Here is a 24,383-nt window from a genome sequence, read left to right as displayed (position 1 = left end):
TTATATTTGCCAAAGACTCGCTCCATACGGGCGGGCTGTGTTCCGAAAGGCGCAGGCCTGCCGGGCGCAGGCAGCCTTTGGAGCCCAAAAACCGATAATCGCCATGTTTTCAGCAAAAACCTATACCGCGCGCCGCCACGAACTGCGCACGAAGATCGGGAGCGGAATCATCCTGCTTCCGGGCAACCCCCTCTCGCCGAACAACTACCCCAACAACGCCTACTATTTCCGCCAGGACTCCTCGTTCCGCTACTATTTCGGGCTGAACGTGCCGGCCGTCGCCGGCCTGATCGACGCCGACACGGGCGAAGAGGCGCTGTACGGCGACGATTTCACGGTCGAGGACATCATCTGGACCGGACCGCAGCCCACGCTGCGCGAGATGGGCGCCGAAGTCGGCATCACGGCCACATTCCCGATGGCGGAACTCGAAGCGCGGCTGCGCAGGGCCGTCTCCCTGGGCCGCAAAATCCATTTCCTGCCGCCCTACCGCGGCGAGACCAAACTCCAATTGTCGGCGCTGCTGGGTATCAAGCCCGCATTGCTGCACGACTACAAGTCGGTGGACCTGATGTTCGCCGTGGCGGAAATGCGCGAGAAGAAGAGCGCCGAAGAGGTCGAAGAGATGGAACGCGCCTTCAGGATCGGCTACGACATGCACACGACGGCCATGCGGATGTGCCGCCCGGGCGTCGTGGAACGCGAGATCGCAGGCGCCATCGAAGGCATCGCCAAGTCCCGGGGACAGGGCGTATCGTTCCCGTCGATCGTGTCGCAGCACGGCGAAACGCTCCACAACCTCAACGCCGACGGCGTATTGGAGGAAGGACGCCTGTTGTTGTGCGACGCCGGCGGCGAAAGCGTCGAGGGATATTGTTCGGACCACACGCGCACCTACCCCGTGAGCGGACGTTTCACACAGAAGCAGAAAGACATTTACAACATCGTGCTGGCGGCGCACGACCATGTGGCGCACATCGTGAAGCCCCACATGATGTATACCGAAATACACAACGCCGCCTACATGACCCTGGCCGAAGGTCTTGTCGGACTGGGGCTGCTGAAAGGTTCGGCCGCCGACGCCGTTGCCGCGGGAGCGATGACGATGCTCATGCCCCACGGACTGGGACACGGACTGGGCATGGACGTGCACGACTGCGAAGCGATGGGCGAACGGTCGTTCGATTACAGTTCGATCGCCGAACGCGCGGCCAAATCGGGAACCTGCGTCTACCGCGCCGCATGGCGCATCGAGCCGGGAACCGTCCTGACCGACGAGCCGGGGCTCTATTTCATCCCTGCGCTGATCGCCAAGTGCCGCGCCGAAGGGCTTTACAAAGGGATCGTCGATTACGACGCACTGGAGGCTTACCACGACTTCGGCGGAATCCGCATCGAAGACGACATCCTCGTGACGGATTCGGGCAGCCGTATCATCGGCGACCGGAAAATACCCGTCACGGTCGAGGAACTCGAAGCCACAGTCGGCAGATAAGGCCGGCCGCATCCCTCCGCCCCGCCCCGGACAAGCGCAAGCGCAAACACCGATTTGCCGTGAAACAGCGCGTAAAGGGAAGGCCGGCTCCGGGAATACGCCGGCGACAAAGAAAACGGTATTTGATTTTACAACAACACTATAATCCGACACAGTTATTATGGACAAGAAATGGATCATCATCGGAGGAATGCTGGGCATCCTGATCATCTTCCTGCTGCTCTGGAATTTCGCACCCGCCATCCAGCGGTGGCTGGCCGACGTTTTCCTCGACATCATTCTCCTGCTGGCCGCCTTTGCGGCAGGATGGTTATTCGGGCGTTTCGGAGGCAAACGCCACCGCAACGACGACGAACGCAACGCCCGCAACATCACCCGGGCACAGAAATAAGAACCAAAAGATTTATGAAAAAACTGATTCTTCTGCTCGCGCTCGTGCTTCCGGCCGCTCTTTCGGCCCAGCAGCGCGACTGGGCCAATTACGGCCATTACGCGACGGCCAACGCACAACTCACGGCCCCTCCCGCCGTGGTGTTCATGGGAAACTCGATCACCGCCGGGTGGTATAAAACCCATCCCGAATTCTTCACCGCCAACAATTTCGCCTGCCGGGGAATCGGCGGGCAGGTATCGAGCCAGATGCTCTGCCGCTTCCGGGCCGATGTGATCAACCTGCATCCGCAGGCGGTCGTAATTCTCGCCGGGACGAATGACATTGCCCAGAACAACGGCCCCATCGAAATCGAACACATCACCGAAAATGTCATTTCGATGGCCGAACTGGCGATGGCCGCAGGCATACGGCCGATCATCTGCTCGGTCCTGCCGGCCGGAAAATTCCCGTGGAGAGCCGAAATCGAAGACGCCGCCGGAAAGATCCGCACCCTGAATGCACAGTTGAAGCAGTACGCCCGGGACCGCGGGCTGATCTGGATCGACTACCACAGCGCCATGCAGGCTGAGGACGGTTCGCTGCGCAGCGAATACACCAAGGACGGCGTGCATCCCACGGCCGAAGGTTACGCCGTCATGGAGCGTGTCATCCTGCCCGCACTGGCACACTACCGGCCTGCCGCCGCGAAGTAAACCCGCTGTTTTTCGAAGACTTAAAAAATCGCCCTCCTCGGGCGATTTTTTTATTCCCCGAGTTGTTTTTCACGAATAATTTGTATATTTATAGTCGGCTAACCGAAACGCCCGGGCCGACGCGGAACCTTGTATCCGATTGCGGCACGGGAAATGAGGTCCGGAATGAACGAAAAACCTTAAAACCATACGGGAATATGAAAAATTATTCAGCTAAAGAGATCAAGAACATCGTACTCATCGGCGCGCCCGGCACGGGTAAAACTACCCTTGCCGAAGCGATGGCCTTTGAGGGTAAGGTCATCGACCGCAGGGGTAGTATCGAGACGAACAACACGCTCTCGGACAACACGGATATCGAGCACGAATACAAGCGCTCGATCTATTCGACGATCCTCTTCACCGAATTCATGGACCGCAAGTTGAACATCATCGACTGCCCGGGCTCGGACGACTTCTGCGGAAGTCTCTTCTCGGCATTCAAGGTGGGCGACGTGGGGGTTTTCCTGTTCAACGCCCAGAACGGCTGGGAGGTCGGCAGCGAGATTCAGGCCCGTTACGCCCGGCTGCTCAAGAAACCCGTGATCGGCGTGGTGAGCCAGGTGGACGCCGACAAGGCCAATTTCGAATCGACGGTCGAGTCGATCAAAGCGTCGTCGCGCGTGAAACCCGTCATCGTACAATATCCCGTCAACCAGGGCCCGGGCTTCAACGCGTTCATCGACGTGCTGCTGATGAAGATGTACCGCTTCAAGGACAACGACGGCCACCGCGAAGAGTTGGAAATTCCCGCCGAAGAACTCGAAAAAGCACAGGAGCTGAATAAGGAACTCGTGGAAATGGCCGCCGAACACGACGAGGCGCTGATGGAACTCTACTTCGACAAGGGCACGCTCACGCAGGACGACATTCGCTCGGGCCTGAAAATCGGCCTTTCGAAGCGCGAGGTAATGCCTATTTTCTGCACCAGCGGCAAGCGCGACATCGGAACCAAGCGCCTGATGGAGTTCATCATCAACGTAGCGCCCGGCCCGCAGAAGGCCCCCGCATTCCTCTCGACCGAGGGCGAGGAGATCACGGCCGACGAGACTGCACCCACGGTAGCATTCGTCTTCAAGAGCCAGGTGGAACAGCATATCGGCGAAATCACCTATTTCCGTGTCATCCGCGGCAAGATCACCGAAGGAACGGAGTTGGTGAACACCCGCACCGGGAACAAGGAGAAACTCTCGCAGTTGTTCGCCGTAGCGGGCAAAAACCGCATCAAGGTCACGGAACTCATGGCCGGGGACATCGGCTGCACGGTGAAACTGAAGGGTACGCGCACCAACGACACGCTTTCGGCGCCGTCGGCTCCCGTGACGATCGAGCCGATCGTCTTCCCCGAACCGCGCTACCGCGCCGCCATCAAATGCAAGGACCAGGCCGACGAGGAGAAGCTGGGCAAGGTGCTCAACGACGCCAAGTTCGAAGACCCGACCATTCTGGTCGAATACTCCAAGGAACTGAAGCAGACCATCATCCAGGGCCAGGGCGAGCACCATCTGAACATCCTGCGCTCGCGCATCGAGAAAGAGAACAAACTCTCCTACGAGCACATCGCACCGAAGATTCCCTACCGCGAGACCATTACGAAGGTGGCTCAGGCCGACTACCGCCACAAAAAGCAGTCGGGCGGCGCAGGCCAGTTCGGCGAGGTGCACATGATCATCGAGCCCTATTACGAAGGCATCGGCGAACCGAAGAACTACAAGGTCCCCGGCAAGGGCGACATGGTGCTGAACCCCAAGACCAAGGAGGAATACGACTTGCAGTGGGGCGGCAAACTGCAGTTCTACTCGGCAATCGTGGGCGGCGCCATCGACGCACGCTTCATGCCCGCCATCCTGAAAGGCATCATGGAGAAGATGGACGAGGGCCCACTGACCGGATCGTATGCCCGCGACATCCGCGTGGTGATCTACGACGGCAAGATGCACCCGGTGGATTCGAACGAAATCTCGTTCAAGCTGGCGGCGCGCAACGCCTTCAAGGAGGCTTTCCGCAACGCAGGGCCCAAGATCATGGAGCCGATTTACAGCGTCGAAGTGCTCGTTCCGAGCGAATACATGGGCGCCGTGATGTCAGACCTCCAAAACCGCCGCGCGATGATCGCCGGCATGGAGTCGGACAAGGGCTTCGACCGCCTGAATGCACTGGTTCCGCTGGCCGAGCTCTACCGTTACTCGACGACCCTCTCGTCGCTGACATCGGGTTCGGCGACCTACACGATGAAATTCAACAGTTACGAGCAGGTTCCCGCCGACGTGCAGGACAAACTGCTCAAAGCCTACACCGACACCGACGACGAATAGTTCCCGGCGGTTGCATACGGCGGCGGTTCCGGCACAGGAGTCCCGGCCAATATGCGTTCCAACCGGAACAATCCGTTATCCGCAAAAACCTTCTGCGCATTGCAGAAGGTTTTTTTATACCCGAACAGAGGAAATAGGACCTTTTCCCTTTCCGGAAATGCAGCCCAGAGTCAATTGCCACCACACACGGGAAGCCCATGCGTCCCCGCCGCGCGGCATTCGTCAGCCTGCCCGGTTCCCACAGATTCGTCCGCAGCGCACCGTGCAGGCGTTTTTGTGTTAAATTAATGTTAACATTGGGTGTCTAAACCATTTCATCGGAAAAAATGGCGTAAATTTGTTCACAATTTGCACTAAACCCCCAACATGAGCGAAATTTACACCGTCATTGTCGGCATTCTGGGAATCCTCGCTATTTCAGGTCTTTTCGTCGGCGTCACGAACGACGCAGTCAACTTCCTCAACTCCGCTATCGGCTCCAAAGCCGCCTCGATGAAGATTATCCTCACCGTAGCGTCCATCGGCATCATCATCGGCGTCGTTACGTCGAGCGGCATGATGGAAGTCGCACGCAGCGGCATGTTCAACCCCGGACTGTTCACCTTCCACGAAGTGATGATGCTCTACCTGGGCGTCATGTTCGCCAACGTCATCCTGCTGGACCTCTACAATTCGTGGGGACTCCCTACATCGACTACCGTATCGCTGATATTCTGCCTGCTGGGCGCAGCGATCGCCGTGTCGATCTATAAAATCGCCAACGACCCGGAACAGGGCGTCTCGGCGCTCGGACAGTATATCAACACCTCGCGCGCCATGGGTATCGTCTCGGCCATCCTGCTGTCGGTAGTGATCGCCTTTACCTGCGGAACGCTGGTCATGTACATCTCGCGCATGATCTTTTCGTTCCGCTACACGGTGCTCTTCCGCCGCTACGGTTCGCTCTGGTGCGGCGCCTCGCTGACGGCGATCGTCTATTTCGCCGTCTTCAAGGGACTCAAGTCCCTGCTGGCCCACAATGCCTTCATCCAGCTCATCGACAACCACCTGCTCTCGGCCCTGGCCATCTGCTGGATCGTCTGCTCGCTGCTGCTGTTCTTCATCCAGCGCTTCAAGATCAACATCCTGCGCATCACGATCCTGTCGGGAACCTTCGCCCTGGCGCTGGCCTTCGCAGGCAACGACCTGGTGAACTTCATCGGCGTGCCCGTAGCCGGATTCGACGCTTACACCATCGCCCGGGAAGCGGGCGACACGGGGATGCTCATGGGAGCCCTGAACGAAAACGTTCCGGCCAATTTCCTGATCCTGCTCGCCGCAGGCATCATGATGATCCTCACACTGTGGACTTCGAAAAAGGCGATGCACGTCTCCGAAACCGAGCTTTCGCTCTCGGCGCAGGGTGACGACGGGCAGGAGCAGTACGGATCGTCGGTCTTCTCGCGCACGATCGTCCGCGCGGCCCTCAACGTCAGCTCGGGTATCGAGCGCGTGGTTCCGAAGCACCTGCGCGAATCGATCTCGCGCCGTTTCGAATACGAAGACGTGGAGCACAGCGGTTCGCCCTACGACATGATCCGCGCCACGGTCAACCTGACGACCTCGGCGCTGCTGATCGCCATGGCGACCTCGCTCAAACTTCCGCTGTCGACCACCTACGTCTGCTTCATGGTAGCTATGGGTTCGTCGCTCGCCGACCGCGCCTGGGGCCGCGAAAGCGCCGTATACCGCATTTCGGGCGTCATGACCGTCGTGGCCGGATGGTTCATCACGGCATTGGGCGGATTTTTGATCGCCTTCGTGGTGGGGCTGGCGCTGATCTACGGCGGAACCCCGGCATTCATCGTCATCACGGTATTGTGCGGATGGATGCTTATCCACAGCAACTTCATCAAGAAAAACAAGAGCGCCGCCACCGTACGGCAGGAGGCGGAAGCCAACGAAGATATCATCGGAAACCTGCGCGACGAAGTGTGCCGCACGATGGAGTGCGCCACGAAGATTTACGACCGCACGCTGATCGCCGTCTTCAAGGAGAACCGCAAAGTGCTGCGCGACATGGTCAAGGAGTCGAACGACCTGTTCTACCAGTCGCGCGAACGCAAATATTCGCTGCTCCCGACACTCAAGAAGCTCCAGGGCGGCGATGTCAACACGGCCCACTACTACGTACAGGTGGTGGATTACCTCAACGAAATGACCAAGGCGCTGATGCACATCACGCGCCCGGCATTCGAGCATATCGACAACAACCACGAAGGACTCTCGAAAGAGCAGGCCCGCGACCTGATGTCGATCAACGACGACGTGGAGTCGATCTACCGCCACATCAACCTGATGCTCCGCGACGGCGACTTCTCGGAAATCGAAATGGTGCTGACGCTCCGCGACCAGTTGTTCGAAGCGATCGCCGAAGCGATCAAATCCGAACTTACGCGCATCAACGAGGCCCGGTCGAACACCAAGGCAAGCATGTTGTACCTGACGATCCTGACCGAGACCAAGAACATGGTGCTCCAGTCACGCAACCTCCTCAAATCGCAGCAGTACTTCCTCAAGCATCTGCCGGGGCCGAAAAACTGGATGAAGTAACGTTCCCGAAGGGCGGAACTTCCGAAAAAGAATTTACAAAATGGACATCGCAAAAGCCAAACGGCGGGAGAACATCGCCGAATATATTCTCTACCTGTGGCAGTTGGAAGACCTGCTCCGGGCGCTGCAATTCAGTCCCGAAGCGATTTTCTCGACGCTGATCGCCCCGCGCAAGGACATCGGCGAGGAGCAGAAACACGTATTCCTGCTCTGGTACATGGATCTGGCGAACCTGCTCCGCGAGGAGGGCAAGGAGGAGAAAGGGCATCTGGAGCATACGCTCCACCTGATCCAGGACCTGCACAACCTGCATTTACAGTTGATGAAACTTCCCGTCGGAGCGCATTACCGCCAGACATACGCACGTCTCGAACCGGAACTGCCGCGCCTGCGGACCGTGATGGGCAATCCGGGGATGAACGACACGGAACTCTGTTTCCGGGCGCTCTACGCCGCGATGCTCTACCGCATCAAGGGCGAAGGCGACAAGCCGGCCGTGGCGGACACGCTCGAATACATCTCTCCCGTAATCGCCGAGTTGGCCGACATGTACGGCAAAGTCGAGCGGGGCGAAGTGGACCTGTTCAAAACAGACGAAAACTAAAAAGGGTTGGCCGAGGCCAACCCTTTATTTTATCTCCAGTCCCATAATATAGTCGTTCATATAGTAACCGTCGCCGATCGGGAAGTCCCCTTCGCGCAAGACACGCATACCCATGCGTTCGTAGAAGTGCAGCGCCCGGTTATGACGGTTGACGTTGAGTTCCATCCTGCACGGCCCGGGATGCACGCTGCGGATGTAGTCCACGGCCTGCCGAAACAGGAACTCCCCGGCGCCGAGGCCCTGGAAGCGGGGCAGGACGTAAATCTTCTGCAAGTGGAACAGGTCGTCGCCCTGCCGTTCGACCGAGAGATAACCGCACGGTTCGCCGTCGGACGAGGCGATGAACCAGACGTGGCCCGCACGGAACTGCCCCACAAGGCTTTCGGCGGAGTACATCCACTCCATCATGTAATCCAGTTGCGCAGGCGTGAGAATATCGCGGTAGGTGGCGGGGAAAACCTCCCCGGCCAGGCGGCGGATCAGTCCGCAGTCGTTTTCGCAGGCTCGGCGGATCGAAAGCATATACGATAGGTATTAAATGAAAGAAGGCCGGCAAAAAGCCGACCTTAAATCTTTCCTGCAGGAAATTAAGCGTACTTGAACGTCGACTCGTCCGATACGGTCAGTTTCTTGCGACCTTTTGCGCGGCGCGCAGCCAGCACCTTGCGACCATTAGCCGTAGCCATACGAGCACGGAAACCGTGCTTGTTGATACGCTTGCGACGCGAAGGCTGGTATGTTCTCTTCATTGCCATAGCTATATAGTTTTTATTGTTTCAGACATTTTTACGGATTGCAAAAGTACAACAAAAAAGTTATCCGCAAAAGTTTTTCGTGAAAATATTTACCAAAATCGCTAAAAAAGCCCGGAATCCTATTATCTTCGATGTCGTAACGGCACTTCCACCGGTCGGAACTTTTTGCCGAACGGCACGCAGTCCGGTTTTGGAACCATCCGGTTTTTTGCTACCTTTGGTGTCGTAACGACACTTCTACCGGTCGGAAAGTTTTGCCGAACGGCATGCAATCCGGTTTTGGAAGCATCCGGTTTTTTGCTACCTTTGTACGGAAAGCACGCTCCGGAAGCCGGCATCGGATGCCGACCGGTCCGGAGCCCCTTTATTTTCAAACGGATAACACACGACAAACAGATGGCTGTATTCAAAGTCGAAGGAGGTCACCGCCTGCGGGGTGCAATCACGCCCCAGGGGGCCAAAAATGAAGCATTGCAGATACTCTGCGCCACGCTGCTGACACCCCGACGGGTCGTCGTCAGCAATATTCCCCGCATCCTGGACGTGATGCAACTCATCGAACTGCTGGGCTGCATGGGCGTCGAAGTGGAACAACTCGCCGAAGACACCTATGCCTTCTGCGCCCGCGACATCGACTTCGAATACCTCAAATCAGAGGACTACCGCCAGCGCTGCACGCGTCTCAGGGGTTCGGTCATGCTGATCGGCCCGATGCTGGCGCGCTTCGGCGTGGGTTACATCCCCAAGCCGGGCGGCGACAAGATCGGCCGCCGCAGGCTCGACACCCACTTCCTCGGGTTCCAGAAGCTCGGCGCCAAATTCAATTTCGACATCGCCGACGAGTTTTTCATGGTCGAAGGCCGGGAACTGAAAGGAACCTACATGCTGCTCGACGAAGCGTCGGTGACAGGTACGGCCAACATCGTGATGGCCGCCGTGATGGCCAAAGGAAAGACGACGATCTACAACGCGGCGTGCGAGCCTTACCTGCAGCAGTTGTGCAAGATGCTCAACCGCATGGGTGCGAAGATTTCGGGCATCGCCTCGAACCTGCTCGAAATCGAAGGCGTCGAGGCGCTGGACGGCACGGAACACCGCCTGCTGCCCGACATGATCGAGGTAGGCAGTTTTATCGGCATGGCCGCCATGAACCGCTCGGAACTGACGATCCGGAACGTCTCGTTCGAGAACCTGGGCATCATCCCCGCGCAGTTCGCACGCATGGGCATCCAGTTCGAACAGCGCGGCGACGACATCCATATTCCCCAGCAGGACCATTACAGCATCGAGACGTTCCTCGACGGGTCGATCATGACCATCGCCGACGCCCCCTGGCCGGGGCTGACGCCCGACCTGCTGTCGATCTTCCTCGTGGTGGCCACACAGGCCAACGGCGCCGTGCTGATTCACCAGAAAATGTTCGAAAGCCGCCTGTTCTTCGTCGACAAACTGATCGACATGGGCGCACAGATTATCCTCTGCGACCCGCACCGCGCCACGGTGATCGGCCACGACCATCGGCTGTGCCTGCGCGCGACGCGCATGACCTCGCCCGACATCCGTGCAGGCGTGGCGCTGCTGATCGCGGCAATGTCGGCCGAAGGGGTCTCGACGATCCAGAACATCGACCAGATCGACCGCGGCTACAAGGATATCGACGGTCGCCTGAACGCCCTCGGGGCCCGGATCACCCGCATCGACGACTGCAAATAAGGTTCCGCCCTGCGAAAGAAAACCCCTGTCGCGCAATATTTAACAAATTGCGCAGCAGGGGTTTTTCCGGAATACCGTCGCAAAAGCGGTTACCTCCCCGCATATTTACCCGACTTTTGCCGAAAGATTCGCAGCTAAAAAACACGCTGAACGAATTTTCGGCCTATTTTTTATATATTTGCGAGTCGAGTTTTCGCCCAGGCGAAACAACGGCAACGGGTAAAACGACTTTTCACCTAACATTCTGAAACTTCAACGCGTTATCTACTTACAAAAAGCCGAATATTCATCAATTTTACTTACATGCGTTCACTATCCAAACTTTGCGTCCTGCTCCTGGCAGCAGGGTTGCTGATCGTCCCGGCGTCGGGGACGGCGGCTTCAAAATCAAAATCCAACAAGAAAAAAGGAAAAACCGAAGAGGTGGCAAAACCGAAAGTCGACAAGTACACCAAAATGTTTGTCAACGACAAGTCGTGCCAGACCGCGAAAGGTCCGTTCCTGACGCTCCACAAACTCAAAGGCAAACTCTACGTGGAGGTTCCGATCAAGACGATCGGCCGTGAAATGCTGATTGCATCCACGATCTCGGAGGCGAGCGACACCAACCTGGGGACCATCGGCTACAAGCCCACGGACCCGATCCACGTCAAATTCACGCGCATCGACACGACGCTTTACCTCTCGCAGGCCATCGTGCCGCCCGTTCACGACACGGACGACCCCCACATGGTCAAAGCCATCGGCCGGAGCACCCTCCCGCCGATCATGAACGCCTACGCGCTGGTTTGCTACAACCGCGACAGTTCGGCAATGGTGATCGACATGACCAAATTCTTCGCCGGCGACAACGCCCTGCTCGCCCCGATCAAGAACACCAAAGGCGGCATAGTAAATATCACGGGTAAGTTCAAGGACGAAGGTTCGGTCATCGACCAGATCAAGTCTTTCGAGGACAATGCGACCATCAAATCGTACCTCTCCTATTCGGTGACGGCCGACCTGCTGGGCCTGATGGTCATCAAGAAGGACGAACCGATGACCATGAAGGTGACGCGCACCATCCTGCTGCTGCCCGAAGAGACGATGCAGCCCCGTCTGGCCGATGCACGCATCGGCATCTTCCTGACCGGCATGTCGCGCATCAACGGCAAGAAGGACAAGATCGAGGATTTCGCGGTCATCAACCGCTGGAACCTCCAGCCCAAGGACGTGGAGGCCTGGAAACGCGGAGAACTCGTCGAGCCCGTAAAGCCGATCGTCTTCTACCTCGACGATGCGTTCCCCGCGCTGTGGCGCGAACCGATCCGCCGCGGCGTACTCCGCTGGAACAAGGCTTTCGAGAAAATCGGCTTCAAAGACGTTATGCACATCGAGGATTTCCCGAAGGACAACCCCGATTTCGACCCCGATAACCTGAAATACTCCTGCATCCGCTACGTTCCGGCGGCCGTGGCCAACGCCATGGGCCCCTCGTGGGTCGATCCTCGTTCGGGCGAGATCATCAACGCCTCGGTGCTGATGTACAACGACGTGGTGAAACTGGCTGCCATCTGGCGCTTCGTGCAGACTTCGCAGGTCGATGAGCGCGTACGCTGCAAGGAACTGCCCGACGACGTGTTCCAGGAGTCGCTGGAATACATCCTCGCCCACGAGGTGGGACACTGCCTCGGCCTGATGCACAACATGGCCGCATCGAACGCCTTCCCGGTGGATTCGCTCCGCAGCGCGACGTTCACGCAGCAGCACGGCACGACCCCGTCGATCATGGACTACGCCCGTTTCAACTACGTGGCCCAGCCGGGCGACAAAGGCGTGAAACTCACCCCGCCGGACCTCGGGCCCTACGACGAGTACGTGATCAAGTACGCTTACACGCCGCTGCCCGACAAGAAGGGCATGTTCGACGAGGAGAAGACCATCCGCGGATGGATCGACGAGAAGGTCGGCGACCCGATCTACCGTTACGGCCGTCAGCAGGTGATCGCCCGCTACGACCCCACCGCCATCGAGGAGGACCTCGGCGACGACCATATCAAGGCCGGCGACTACGGTATCAGCAACCTCAAATACGTCGTTTCGCACATGGAGGAGTGGATCACCGACGAGGAAGATCCCGACCTCAAGATCCGCACGGAGCTGTACGAGGCTGCAGCCGGCCAGTTCGCCCGCTACGTGAACGCCGTGATGCTCAACGTGGGCGGCATCTACCTCACGGACGTGAACAGCAACACGGCGGGCGGCCCGCAGGCCGTTCCGGTTCCGAAAGAACTCCAGCGGGCTTCGCTGAAGTGGGTGCTCGCGCAGATGAAAGACTCGTCGTGGCTCGAACAGCCTGCGCTGACCGAAAAACTGCCGCTGCACGTAGACCTCTCGTCCATCCTGCGCTTCAACTTCTGCCGCGCGTTCTTCACATACTATAAGAACGTGATGCTCTCGTCGCACATCGCCGACAACCCCTACACGCCGCAGGAGTATATGAACGACCTCTACGACATCGTCTTCGAAAGCACGATCAAGGGGCGTCCGGTGTCGGCCTCGGAGCGGCTGATCCAGCGAATGTTCGTCGATGCGGCCGCGGACGTGGCGGCCAGCGAGGCGAAGCGCGTCAAACTGGGCGGCATCGCGGAGGCCTACGCCCCCTCGGTAGACGAGATCGCACTGATGGGTCTCGACCGGAGCGGCGTCGTGGAACGTTACCTCGGACCGCTGCGCGAAGCCGAGGAGGAGTACGGCAAGGGATACATCGCTTCGCAGCTCTGGAAAAACGACGCCCTGACATCGGGCTACGGCTGGCAGTACAACGTCCAACTGCGGTCGATCGACGAGTCGCGCGCACTGTTCGTCAACATCAACGACCGTATCCTGAAACTGTTGCGCGCGCGCGTAAAAAGCGCCTCGGGCGAGACCCGCGCCCACTATCAGGGCATGATCTACGTGCTCGAACGCAGCCTGTTCCCGTCACAGAAAAACTAAAGAATCCGGGCAGACCGGCCGAAACGGCCGGTCTGCTTAAAAACCCAAACACATGCAAAGAATTCTACAACATTTCAGCCGTGCGCTCCGGCTGCTGCTGCTCGTGGGCTCACTATGCAGTGCGGCAATTACAGCGCAGGCGCAGGGGGGGGGTGACCCGGTCAACCTGAATGCGACACTCAGCGTCACGCTGGCGGAGAAACCCGTGGCTGCCGTGCTGGACGACATCACCAAAAAGACCGGGATCAAATTCGCCTACGACCCCGAGGATATTCGCCGGCTTCCGGCCGTGAGCGGCGAATTCAAAAAAGCCTCCGTACACGAACTGCTCGACAAATGCATCGCAGGATCGACGTTCAAATACGCGATCGAGAATAATGTCGTGCTGGTCTACGACTCGACGGTCAAGATGCGTAAGTTCACCGTGAGCGGAACCGTCTTCGACACGAACAAGGCGGTGCTTCCCGGCGCATCGGTCATCCTGAAAGGCGGCGGGGGACAGGGTGTCTCAACCGACGAGAAAGGCCGTTTCTCGTTCACCTTCTCGACCAAGACCAGCCCTGCGGTCCTCGAAGTCGGATTCCTGGGCATGGAGACCCAGCAGGTGATCATGACCGGCTCGGCAAACGGAATGAAAGTCACCCTCAAGGAGGGTGGCACGCGCATCGACGACGTGGTGGTCAACGGTATGTTTACCCGCAACAAGAACACCTACACGGGCTCGGTGACCTCGGTCAAGGGCGAAGACCTCGTGGCCATCTCGAACACCAACCTGATGTCGGCCCTGAGCGCCGTGACCCCGGGTATGGTGGTCGTGCAGAACAACGCCTTAGGTTCGAACCCCAACGCCATCCCCGAAATCCTGATCCGCGGCTCGAACTCCATCGCCACGTCGGCCGAGCAGAAAGCCTACAACAACCCGCTCATCATCCTCGACGGCGCCGAAATCACCATGGAGGAGTTGTACGACCTCGACATGTACGAAATCGAGCGCATCGACGTACTGAAAGACGCCCAGGCTTCGATCGTTTACGGCGACCGCGCCGCCAACGGCGTAATCGTCATCGAGCGCCAGCAGGTGACCGACAGCAAGCCCCGCCTGAGCTACAACTTCGTGCCCGAACTGAGCATTCCCGACCTCAGTTCGATGAACCTCTGCAACGCAGCGCAGAAACTGGAACTCGAACGGCTGGCCGGACTTTACTCGAAGAGCGACGGCAGCATGGACAATGCATACGCCTACAAACTGCAGAACGTGCGCCGGGGCGTCAACACCGACTGGATTTCAGCGCCGCTGCGCGTCCCGTTCGGTCAGACCCACTCGCTCGCCCTGAGCGGCCGCGCCCAGAAGATCGACTACCGCACGTCGCTGCGTTTCAGCGACAAATACGGCGTCATGAAGGGTGACAACCGCCGCAACTACTCGATCAACTTCTCGATCGGTTACCACGCACGCGAAAAGCTCACGCTGCGCTACACGGCCAACTACACGCTGACCGACGCGAAGGATTCGCCCTACGGCAGTTTCAGCGCCTACACCAAACTCAATCCCTACGAGTCGCCTTACGACGAGTACGGAGAACTGGTCAAGGCGTTCCAGTTCATCCCCGGAGAAACCTCGACAACGAGCGAAGGCTACCAGGTCAACCCGCTCTACAACGCCACGCTGTCGAGTTTCAGCACCACACGCAACCAGGCGCTGCGCAACACGCTCGACGCCAAATGGTACGTGACCAAGGATTTCTACGTTTCCGGCCAGTTCAACATCGACATCAAGAGCAGCCAGTCGGACAAATACACTTCGCCCGACGACGCTTCGTTCCTCGGCACAACCGATCCCGCCAAGCGCGGCAGTTACCAGTTGGGAACGGGCAAGGCATTCAACTACGACGGTAAGATCGTGCTCAATTACAGCCGCAACATCGGGCAGGAGGGATCGGGATTCGTCGTCAACGCCGGAAGCGACATCCAGCACACCAACGCCACGACCTCCTACGTCACGGCAATGGGATTCCTGAAGGACAACCTTTCGGACATCAAATACGCCCTGGGTTACGATACCTCGAAACTCCCGGGCGGAACCGAGACGCTGCTGGCCAAGGTCGGATTCTTCGCCAGCGGCAACATCTACTTCCGCAACCGCTACTTCGCCGATGTCTCCTTCCGTACGTCGGGATCGTCGGCCTACGGCAAGGACAACCGCTTCACCCCGATGTGGTCGTTCGGCCTGGGATGGAACCTGCACAAGGAGAAGTTCCTCGAAAATGTCAAATGGATCGACGTGCTGCGCCTCAAATGGTCGTGGGGATACAACGGCCAGACCACCGGCAACCCTTACCAGGCCATCACGACCTACAAATACGACAACAGCAACATCTACTACACAGGCGCGGGAACCGTGCCCATCCGTATGGGCAACCCCGAACTGAAGTGGCAGCGCGTGCTGAAAAACAACTTCGGCATCAACCTCACGCTCTTCAAAGAACGCCTGATCGTCAGCTTCGACTACTTCCGCAACACCACCAAGGACCAGTTGATGACCATCCCGCTTCCGGCATCGACCGGAGCCGAGGACATCACCGTGAACTTCGGCGAGAACCAGAACTTCGGTTACGACTTCTCGGTGGCGGGCAAGGTCATCCAGACCAGAAACTGGGCCTGGACGACGGTGGTCAACGGTTCGCACGTCAAGGACCGCATCAACCGGATCAGCAACACGCTCAAGCAAACCTCTTACCAGATCGACGAAGGCAGCCCCCTGCGCCTGCGTTTCCGCGAAGGCGGCTCGCAGTATGACATCTACGCCGTACGCTCGGCAGGTATCGACCCCGTGAGCGGACAGGAGATTTTCATCAAGCAGAACGGCGAGGAGACCTTCAAGTACGACCCCAACGACGAAGTGGTCGTGGGCAACACCCAGCCCAAACTGCAGGGTACGTGGCTCAACACGCTGCGTTACAAGGGATGGTCGCTGAACTTCGTGTTCAGCTACACCTTCGGCGGCGACACCTACAACAAGACCCTCTGGGAGAAGGTCGAAGACATCGACCCGCGCTACAACGTCGACGAACGCGCCTTCACGGACCGCTGGAAGAACCCGGGCGACCTCTCGCGCTACCTGGCCATCAAGGAGAATAAAAAAGTAGACTCCTACAGTTCGGAGCGTTTCGTGGAACGACTCAACGAACTGTGGCTTTCGAGCGCAACGCTCACCTACGAATTCCAGTCGAAATTCCTCCGGCGGATCGGATTCAAACGCCTGGCCGTCGGCGTCGGCGTCACGGACCTCGTCCGCTTCTCGACCGTCAAGTACGAGCGCGGCACGAGCTATCCCTACTGCCGTACGATCAACCTGACGCTCCGTCCTACATTCTAAAACGCTGAAATTATGACACGCATAAAAATATACGGTTATATCTTACTGGCGCTCCTCCCGCTGCTGGGCGGCTGCGAGGGATACCTCGATGTCAACCCAAAATCGGAAGTGACTGACAAGAAGCTCTTTTCGACAGCCGAAGGCTGTGAGGACGCCATCTACGGCATCTATGCCGAGATGGGCAACTTCGCGAACAGAAACAGCCTGTTCAGCATGATGCTCTCGTTCAAGTACCCCGAACTGATGATCGGCAACTTCACCGTGGACTCGAACGACAACACGGCTTACCTCGTCCAGCGCCAATGGAAGCAGACAAACGCCGTCACCGCCGCCGAGAATATCTGGATCGCAGGCTACAAGGTCATCGGCCACGTCAACAAGGCCCTGATGCACATCCTGCCCAAGTCGGACACCGAATACCGCCACGTGAAACTCTACAAGGGCGAGCTGCTCGCACTGCGCGCGTTCCTGCACTTCGAGATGGCGCGCCTGTTCGCCGTGTCGTTCGCCTCGGGGGACGCTGCGGCCAAGGCCAAAGCGATTCCCTACGTGACCAAGTACGGCATCGAAGTCACCCCTTACAGTTCGCTGGACAAAGTCTTCGAACAGATCGTCAAGGACCTGACCGACGCGGAAGGGTATCTCGCCGAAGACGAAAGCCTGGTCACCGCCGCGCGCACCAACGCCGCCGACGGATTTTCAAGCTGCCGCATCACCCACTTCAACCTTTACGCCGTGCAGGCGCTGCTGGCCCGCGCCTACTGGACGATGGGCAAACTGGACCTGGCGGCGGATTATGCCGAAAAGGTGATCGACAGCGGCAAATTCCCGCTGATGACCACTGCCGAAGCCTGGAACGCCGTCGAAGCCGGAACGCTCAACATGCAGGAGACCATCTGCGGACTCTATTCGCTGCCCTACACCTCCAATTTCTACACATACCACATCGACAGCGGCGCCAACATCGAACTATCGGACGAATACCGCGAAGTGTACGCCACGGACGAGGCCGGCAGCGACAAGCGTTACAGCACATGGTTCAACACCGCAACGGGGCAATGCATCAAGCACCTCAACAAGATGTACGCATCGGGCGAATCGAGCCCCACTTACAGCGGCAATTCGATCCCGGGTCTGAGCCTGATCCGCATTCCCGAGATGTATTACATCGTCGCCGAAGCCAACCTGACGACCGATCCCGGCAAGGCGATGAAATACCTCGACGCCGTAGTGACCTCGCGCGACCTGACCTCGTTCGAGGAGCGCGAAGGCAAAATCACCGCCGACAACATCTTCAACGAACGTCGCAAGGAGTTCTATGCCGACGGCGAGGATTTCTTCAACATGAAACGCCTGCAGAAGGACATCGAACTCACCGGCGCCGGTACGTTCTCCGGAACCGACGACGCAACCTACACGATTCCCATTCCGCCAAGCGTGGAAGACAATTACAGACAATAACCGAAGCCTTATGAAACGCAATATATTATTCAACATCATCCTGCTGGCCGGTATCGCCGCGGGATTCGTATCGTGCGGCGATACCTGGCTCAAATACGACACTTCGCGGAAAGGCAAACTCTATTTCTCGACCGGCAAAGGCGCGGACCTCGACAAATACATCTCGACCGACGTATCGTTCGCCCTGCTCGACGAATCGGTCAAGGAACTTCCGGCCAAGGTTACGGTATCCCTCATGGGCACGATAGCCGACTACGACCGTACGTTCGCCGTAACGGCCATCCACGACACCACGTCGTATTTCACGTCGGGAGGTATTCACCGCGAACTGGTGGACGCCAAAGAAGGGGAGGATTACACGCTGGGGCAGCTCTTCATTCCGGCAGGCGCCGTGGAGGGAGAGATCGCAGTGACGGTGAAACGCACCGAGAAAATCCTGACAAAAACCGCATCGCTGGTGCTTCAGATCGCGGAAAACGACCTGTTCGAAGGTGTACCCCGCAACGTCTACCGCATCCTGATCTCGGACGGCGAACCCGCCTGCCCGATCTGGTGGCGTTACGACGCCAACAACGAATGGTACATGTACCTCGGTATCTTCACGCCCGGCAAATACCGCAAACTGCTCGAATTCTACCACGGTATCGGCGAAACCAACCCTTCGCTTTACAAGAAAATGATCGAGCAGTACGGCGAAAATATCGATAATAAGACATACGTCACCACCTCCGGGACACTTGCGGAGATGACCATGGGCTTTATGGTCCGCAGCAACAACCCCCAGAAGCTGGCATGGGTGCGTTACGTGCTTTGCCCCATGTTCGACTACTATTCGACCAACTACCCCGACGCGGAAGTCTACACCGACAAGTCGGTGAACGTAACCACGAAGGGGTGGCGTAACCCGGATTATAACTATTAACCGCGAGCGACTATGAAACACCTGCTGAAATACCTTTTGCCGCTCTGCTGCGGCATCGCGCTGGCTTCCTGCTACGGCCTCGAAGAGGAAAACTTCCGAGAACTGGCTCCGATAACGGTAACCGGCCTGGACCAGACGATCTACACCAAGGCGACCGAGAAACTCCACCTCGACAAAATCCGCATCGAGAGCGCAAACGGCCAGGCGGTCGACTGCGAGTGGGCCTACGGCAAACCCAAGGACGACTTTCCGGGCATGGCCGACACCATGTTCCTTTCCAATTCGCCGACACTCGACTACACATTCAACAATGCCGGCAGCTATGTACTGCGCCTGAAGGTGGACAACGGCGAGAGCATCGGATTCCATTACTACGAACTGCGCGTGCAGGCCGGCTTCGACGAAGGCTACCTCGTTCTCTGCAACGACAACGACGGGGCGGGATCGCTGGCCTTCGTCAAAAAACGCTCGCCCCAGGAGGAGGCCGAAGGCGCCCAGGAGGTATGGGACGACCTGCTGACGATCAACCCGCAGTACGACTTCCGCAACATGCGCGATGTCTATGTCTTCTCGTCGACCAGCGAGTCGGGCATACTCATGACCTCGGGCGATGCCGACGGTTCGGTCTACCGCCTCGACCCGACGACGATGGAGGTAACTTTCCGCGTCAAAGCCATGGAGGAATACGGGACCTGCACGGGCCGGATCCTGGGCGAGAAAACCACGCGCGGCCACTTCTCCTATGCCATCGGCGACGACGGCAAAGCCTACCGCTACGAATTCACGGCCGACCTGCTGGCCGTACGCCAGACGCCCTATCCGGTGAAATACGGCTACCAAAGCTACTACGCCACGACAAGCAGCGGCACGCGCGTACCACTGCTGTTCAGCGAAAACGGCGTGGTCGGCTTCCCGAACTCGAACATCAAGGGCTTCCCCATTCCCGAGGGATTCGAGGCCGTCAACGCCGCAGGAACGCGCGTCGGGACGGAAGCTTACTACGTCATCGCCCGTTCGACCGAAGGTACGCCGCGTAAAATCCAGGTCATCAAGTCGAACTCCGGCATCTCGGCGCAGAACACCGTGATCGAGTACAACGAGAGCCTTCCGGCGCTGATCGACCGCAACTCGACGATGATCCCGACCAAACTCAACGACAACGTCTATTACAACTACGACAACAAAATCTACCACTGGGCGATGACCAGTGTCAGCCCCACGCTTCCGGCCGAGGGCGACAAGGCGGACATCACACTTCCCGACGGCGAACAGATCATGGCTATCTGCAGCAACGCCAAACCCTCGACTTCGTCGACGGTGATCGACGACGACATGCTGCTGATCGCCACCTACAATCCGACGGCGAAAGACCGCAAGCCCGGCAGCCTCTACATATACAGCCTGAAGACGATGAAGACCGTAAAAGAGTATGTCGGCATCTGCGAAAAGCCCGTGGCCGTGACGTACAAATTCCCGACATCGAACTGACGACGCGTCGGGCCATCCTCATTCCGATCCGGCCTTCCCTCACGGGAGGGCCGGATCGTTTTCAGGAAATCCACAGGCTGCATAGCCCCGGTTTTGCTTTGCAAAAAAGAAAAAACAGGTTATCTTTGTATGCCGGTTGACAGGAACACCTCTGACGAATTATGCAGGCAGGGAATAAACCGGAAAGCGAGCCTGTAAAGTTCCCCTTTTCAGGGGGGGGGTAGAGGGATTGTCTGCACGAAAACAGAAGCCGCGGAGACGGACACGGACGTAACGGCGGCGAGCAAAACCGAACGAACAAAAAGGAACAATTTTACCGCTTATGTTTTTAGAAAATGCCAGCCGCAAAGGCTGGATCGAAGTCGTATGCGGCTCGATGTTCTCGGGAAAGACCGAGGAGTTGATCCGCCGCCTGAAACGGGCCCAGTTCGCCCACCAGCGAGTCGAGATTTTCAAACCCCGGATCGACGTGCGTTACTCCGAGGAGGAGGTCGTGTCGCACGACTCGAACGCTATCCGCTCCACCCCCGTCGAATCGCCGCAAAACATCCTCTTGATGACCGCCGATGTCGACGTAGTAGGTATCGACGAGGCGCAGTTCTTCGACGAGAGCATCGTCGATGTATGCCGCCGGCTGGCCAACAACGGCGTGCGTGTGATCGTCGCCGGGCTGGACATGGACTACACGGGGAAGCCTTTCGGCCCGATGCCTGCGCTGATGGCCACTGCGGAATACGTCACCAAGGTTCACGCCATCTGCGTCCGCTGCGGCAACCTCGCGCACCATTCGCACCGTCTCACCAGCGACGAAAAGCAGGTGATGCTCGGTGCGCAGGACAGCTACGAACCCATTTGCCGCCACTGCTTCAACAAGCTGGCGAACGGCGGGAAAGAGTAACTCCCGGCCACAGGGCCGACAATGATAAAACCGCAATCCCAAAACCTGGATTGCGGTTTTCTTTTCCCGGGAATGCCCGGCGATTTCGTCAGCGGGCGGCGCGCAGGGCGTCGATAAACCCGGGCCAGAGTACCCAGAGGTTCTCGGTTTGCAACCACAGTTCGCGGGCCTGTGCGGCGGGCGAGGGTCGTTCGCTCTCGATGTCGCGCAGATACGCCTCGTCGGCCGGATGTTCAGCGGCGGTGAATTCGGCGAACCAGGGGGCGAAGCGTGTCCGGAATCGCTGCAACTCTCCTTCGGGCAGCTTGTCGTCGCGGCGGAAAGCCGACCACAGCAACAGCACCTCGCGCCCGGGATGTTTGTCCGAAACATCGTTGATCACCTCGTCGAACAACTCCTGTTCGTCCATGGCCAGATAGTCGAAAGCCAGCAGTTCACTCCCCTCCAGATGATCCTCGGGATCGAGTTCCAACAGCATTTCGAGCAGCGCCGCAGACATTTCGAAATCATTGATCAGGAAGTGGTCGATGGCCGAGGCGAGGATCAGCTCCAGCGCCGCACGCGAATTGCGGTGGTTCCATTCGAGATTGACCTCCTCGTCCTCGGGAATCAGCTCGGCGAGGCGCTGAAAAGCCCGGAAGCGCTCGTTGCAGGCTCCTTCGACATCGCCGGCCGTCTGCATCTCACGGGTGTGCGCCAAGATTTTCGCAAAGTTATAGGGTCCTTCGCCGACCACCTCGAAGGTCTGGTCGGGCGTAGGGTTAAGATATGCTTTTTGCATCATTATTTCTGAGTTTGAAGATCATTGCAAGGAGTACCACCAGCGTCACGCCGCCGCCCAGCAGGTAGGCTGCCGTACGGTTCTGCATGCCCAGCATCAGCGGCGAAACGAAAATATAGCTGGCGCAGACATACGTCATGACGAGGGCCGGGACGAGCCCCACCCAGACGCCGCGTCCCCGACGACGAAGATAAACGACGATCATCCAGAGCGTCACCGCCGCGAGGGTCTGGTTCATCCACGCGAAGTAGCTCCACATGGCCTGGAACGGCAGTGCAAAGATAATGAGCAGCCCCAGCGCGAAGAGCGGAATGCAGATATAAATGCGTTTGCGCAGCGTGCGCTGTTCGACTCCCATAAAGTCGGCGACGATCAGCCGCGCGGAGCGGAAGGCCGTATCGCCCGAGGTGATGGCGCAGGCCACCACGCCGAAGATGACAAAGACGGCCAGCACGGGCCCCAGCGTCGCATTGGCGATAACATCGACCATGACGGCCGCCTGTCCGCCGTATTCGGCGATGGCCCCGTTGAGCCCCGCGACATCGCCCCAGAAAGCCATGGCGATAGCCGCCCAGACGAGGGCGATAATCGACTCGGAGATCATCGCGCCGTAAAAGACCGAGCGACTTTCGCGCTCGTTACGCATGCAGCGGGCCATCAGCGGCGACTGCGTGGCGTGGAAACCCGAAATAGCCCCGCAGGCGATAGTCGTAAAGAGCATCGGAACGATCGGAAACTCTTTCGCATCGGCGATACAGTTCTTAAAAGAGGTGAATTCCGGGATGGTATATTCCCCGCCGAAAAGCAGCACGACGAGGATACCCACGGCCATGAACAGCAAAGCAAATCCGAAGACGGGGTAAATCCGGCCGATAATCTTGTCGACGGGCAGCAGCGTGGCGGCAATGTAGTAGATGAGAATCACGCCCAACACAATCAGCAGCAGCCACGAAAACCCTCCGAAGGCAATGCCTTCGAGCGCCGGAATATCGAGGCGGTTAGCGACGAGCGAGGCAGGCTGCGAAAGAAACACCGCCCCGACAAGGATCATAAGTCCTGCGGAGAAGAGCCGCATCACGATCTTCATGCCATTGCCCAGATACACTCCTGCGGTCTCGGGAAGGCTCGCACCGTCGTGGCGCAGGGAGATGACCCCGGCGATGAAATCATGCGCGGCGCCCATGAAAATACCGCCGAAGGTGATCCACAAAAATGCCACGGGGCCGTAGGCCGCACCGAGCACAGCGCCGAAAATCGGGCCGAGGCCCGCAATATTGAGCAGTTGGATCAGGAAGATGCGCCAACGGGGAAGAGGTACATAGTCTACACCGTCGTAAAGCCGGCTGCATGGGGTTTGGGCCGCAGGGTCGATACCGACAAGCCGCTCCAAATAGCGTCCATAAGTAAAATATGCGGCCAGCAACAGCGCCAGGCACACCAGGAAAGTAATCATCGCGAATAGCTTGGGGTCAGTTTAAACGCGAATATAGCAAGAAAAGCGAGAATTTTCGCAAAATTGTTGCGAGAAAAAAATATTTTTCAGATATTTGCAATCCCAAAGGGAACCTCCGTGTTCCCCAAAGGCTGAATTAGCTCAGCGGTAGAGCACTTCACTCGTAATGAAGGGGTCCCGAGTTCAAATCTCGGATTCAGCTCCAGAGACGTGAAAAGGGTCATGTCATCATCGCAAAAAGCCTTGCTTATCAATGATAAGCAAGGCTTTTTCGTTTTCAGCTTCCGGCGGGAGAGGTCCCGATTTATACCCGGATCAGGGCCAAGGACAAGAGCCGGGGCTGGCAGGTCATTGCGGCGTCCCGGGCTGCCGACGATCCTGAAAACCGAACCCAACCACACCGATACATAAAAGGCCCATGAAATCATG

The 24,383-nt window shown here is 58.1% G+C and carries 17 protein-coding genes and 1 tRNA gene; 14 read left to right on the top strand and 4 right to left on the bottom strand.

The features are described from left to right. Nucleotides 1-103 precede the first annotated feature (103 nt). From KG007_RS05755 to KG007_RS05730, 6 genes are all read left to right on the top strand, one after another. Nucleotides 104-1,495: an aminopeptidase P family protein gene (locus KG007_RS05755; RefSeq protein WP_213347662.1), complete on the top strand. Its 1,392-nt coding sequence runs from the start codon at nucleotides 104-106 to the stop codon at nucleotides 1,493-1,495. Between the two features lie 160 nt (nucleotides 1,496-1,655). Beyond that, nucleotides 1,656-1,886 (top strand): hypothetical protein, encoded by a 231-nt coding sequence (locus KG007_RS05750; RefSeq protein ID WP_195458892.1) that lies wholly within the window; start codon nucleotides 1,656-1,658, stop codon nucleotides 1,884-1,886. A 14-nt stretch (nucleotides 1,887-1,900) separates the two neighbouring features. Next, nucleotides 1,901-2,581 (top strand): GDSL-type esterase/lipase family protein, encoded by a 681-nt coding sequence (locus tag KG007_RS05745; RefSeq protein ID WP_213347661.1) that lies wholly within the window; start codon nucleotides 1,901-1,903, stop codon nucleotides 2,579-2,581. Between the two features lie 197 nt (nucleotides 2,582-2,778). After that, nucleotides 2,779-4,935, top strand: a complete 2,157-nt coding sequence (locus KG007_RS05740; protein WP_213347660.1) for an elongation factor G — start codon at nucleotides 2,779-2,781, stop codon at nucleotides 4,933-4,935. Nucleotides 4,936-5,301: 366 nt separating this feature from the next. Next, nucleotides 5,302-7,527: an inorganic phosphate transporter gene (locus tag KG007_RS05735; RefSeq protein WP_213347659.1), complete on the top strand. Its 2,226-nt coding sequence runs from the start codon at nucleotides 5,302-5,304 to the stop codon at nucleotides 7,525-7,527. A 40-nt stretch (nucleotides 7,528-7,567) separates the two neighbouring features. After that, on the top strand, nucleotides 7,568-8,131 hold the full coding sequence (locus KG007_RS05730; protein WP_213347658.1) for a DUF4924 family protein: 564 nt from the start codon (nucleotides 7,568-7,570) through the stop codon (nucleotides 8,129-8,131). A 24-nt stretch (nucleotides 8,132-8,155) separates the two neighbouring features. On the opposite strand, the gene KG007_RS05725 is transcribed toward KG007_RS05730, so the two are convergent. Further along, nucleotides 8,156-8,653 carry a GNAT family N-acetyltransferase gene (locus KG007_RS05725; protein WP_195458903.1) on the bottom strand — a complete coding sequence of 166 codons (498 nt, stop codon included), beginning with the start codon at nucleotides 8,651-8,653 and terminating at the stop codon, nucleotides 8,156-8,158. A gap of 65 nt (nucleotides 8,654-8,718) precedes the next feature. Then, the gene (gene rpmH, locus KG007_RS05720; RefSeq protein ID WP_010261331.1) at nucleotides 8,719-8,880 is read right to left on the bottom strand and encodes a 50S ribosomal protein L34; all 162 of its coding nucleotides are present in this window, start codon (nucleotides 8,878-8,880) and stop codon (nucleotides 8,719-8,721) included. A gap of 402 nt (nucleotides 8,881-9,282) precedes the next feature. On the opposite strand from rpmH, the gene murA reads away from it, so the two are divergent. From murA to KG007_RS05685, 7 genes are all read left to right on the top strand, one after another. Continuing rightward, entirely contained in the window at nucleotides 9,283-10,599 is a 1,317-nt protein-coding gene (gene murA / locus KG007_RS05715; protein WP_195458904.1) for a UDP-N-acetylglucosamine 1-carboxyvinyltransferase, read from the top strand. Nucleotides 10,600-11,022: 423 nt separating this feature from the next. Next, nucleotides 11,023-13,575, top strand: a complete 2,553-nt coding sequence (locus KG007_RS05710) for a zinc-dependent metalloprotease (protein ID WP_317194922.1) — start codon at nucleotides 11,023-11,025, stop codon at nucleotides 13,573-13,575. A gap of 52 nt (nucleotides 13,576-13,627) precedes the next feature. Beyond that, nucleotides 13,628-16,951 (top strand): SusC/RagA family TonB-linked outer membrane protein, encoded by a 3,324-nt coding sequence (locus KG007_RS05705; RefSeq protein ID WP_213347656.1) that lies wholly within the window; start codon nucleotides 13,628-13,630, stop codon nucleotides 16,949-16,951. A 12-nt stretch (nucleotides 16,952-16,963) separates the two neighbouring features. Continuing rightward, nucleotides 16,964-18,412, top strand: a complete 1,449-nt coding sequence (locus tag KG007_RS05700) for a RagB/SusD family nutrient uptake outer membrane protein (RefSeq protein ID WP_213347655.1) — start codon at nucleotides 16,964-16,966, stop codon at nucleotides 18,410-18,412. A 10-nt stretch (nucleotides 18,413-18,422) separates the two neighbouring features. Then, nucleotides 18,423-19,334 carry a DUF4843 domain-containing protein gene (locus tag KG007_RS05695; protein ID WP_195458913.1) on the top strand — a complete coding sequence of 304 codons (912 nt, stop codon included), beginning with the start codon at nucleotides 18,423-18,425 and terminating at the stop codon, nucleotides 19,332-19,334. Nucleotides 19,335-19,346: 12 nt separating this feature from the next. Beyond that, on the top strand, nucleotides 19,347-20,822 hold the full coding sequence (locus tag KG007_RS05690; RefSeq protein ID WP_213347654.1) for a hypothetical protein: 1,476 nt from the start codon (nucleotides 19,347-19,349) through the stop codon (nucleotides 20,820-20,822). A 322-nt stretch (nucleotides 20,823-21,144) separates the two neighbouring features. Continuing rightward, nucleotides 21,145-21,720 carry a thymidine kinase gene (locus KG007_RS05685; protein ID WP_195458917.1) on the top strand — a complete coding sequence of 192 codons (576 nt, stop codon included), beginning with the start codon at nucleotides 21,145-21,147 and terminating at the stop codon, nucleotides 21,718-21,720. A gap of 88 nt (nucleotides 21,721-21,808) precedes the next feature. On the opposite strand, the gene KG007_RS05680 is transcribed toward KG007_RS05685, so the two are convergent. Together KG007_RS05680 and KG007_RS05675 are read right to left on the bottom strand one after the other, a co-directional pair. Beyond that, nucleotides 21,809-22,501 (bottom strand): tetratricopeptide repeat protein, encoded by a 693-nt coding sequence (locus KG007_RS05680; RefSeq protein ID WP_195460051.1) that lies wholly within the window; start codon nucleotides 22,499-22,501, stop codon nucleotides 21,809-21,811. After that, on the bottom strand, nucleotides 22,482-23,954 hold the full coding sequence (locus KG007_RS05675; protein ID WP_195458918.1) for a carbon starvation CstA family protein: 1,473 nt from the start codon (nucleotides 23,952-23,954) through the stop codon (nucleotides 22,482-22,484). Before KG007_RS05675 ends, KG007_RS05680 begins: the two co-directional genes overlap by 20 nt. A 130-nt stretch (nucleotides 23,955-24,084) precedes the next feature. Here KG007_RS05675 and KG007_RS05670 point away from each other — a divergent pair. After that, nucleotides 24,085-24,159, top strand: a tRNA-Thr gene (locus KG007_RS05670). Nucleotides 24,160-24,383: the final 224 nt, after the last annotated feature.

The organism is Alistipes montrealensis (assembly GCF_018362775.1).
Taxonomy (GTDB): domain Bacteria; phylum Bacteroidota; class Bacteroidia; order Bacteroidales; family Rikenellaceae; genus Alistipes; species Alistipes montrealensis.
The sequence above is the reverse complement of the archived record's forward strand: the minus strand, read 5'-3'. Positions and strand labels throughout refer to the sequence as shown.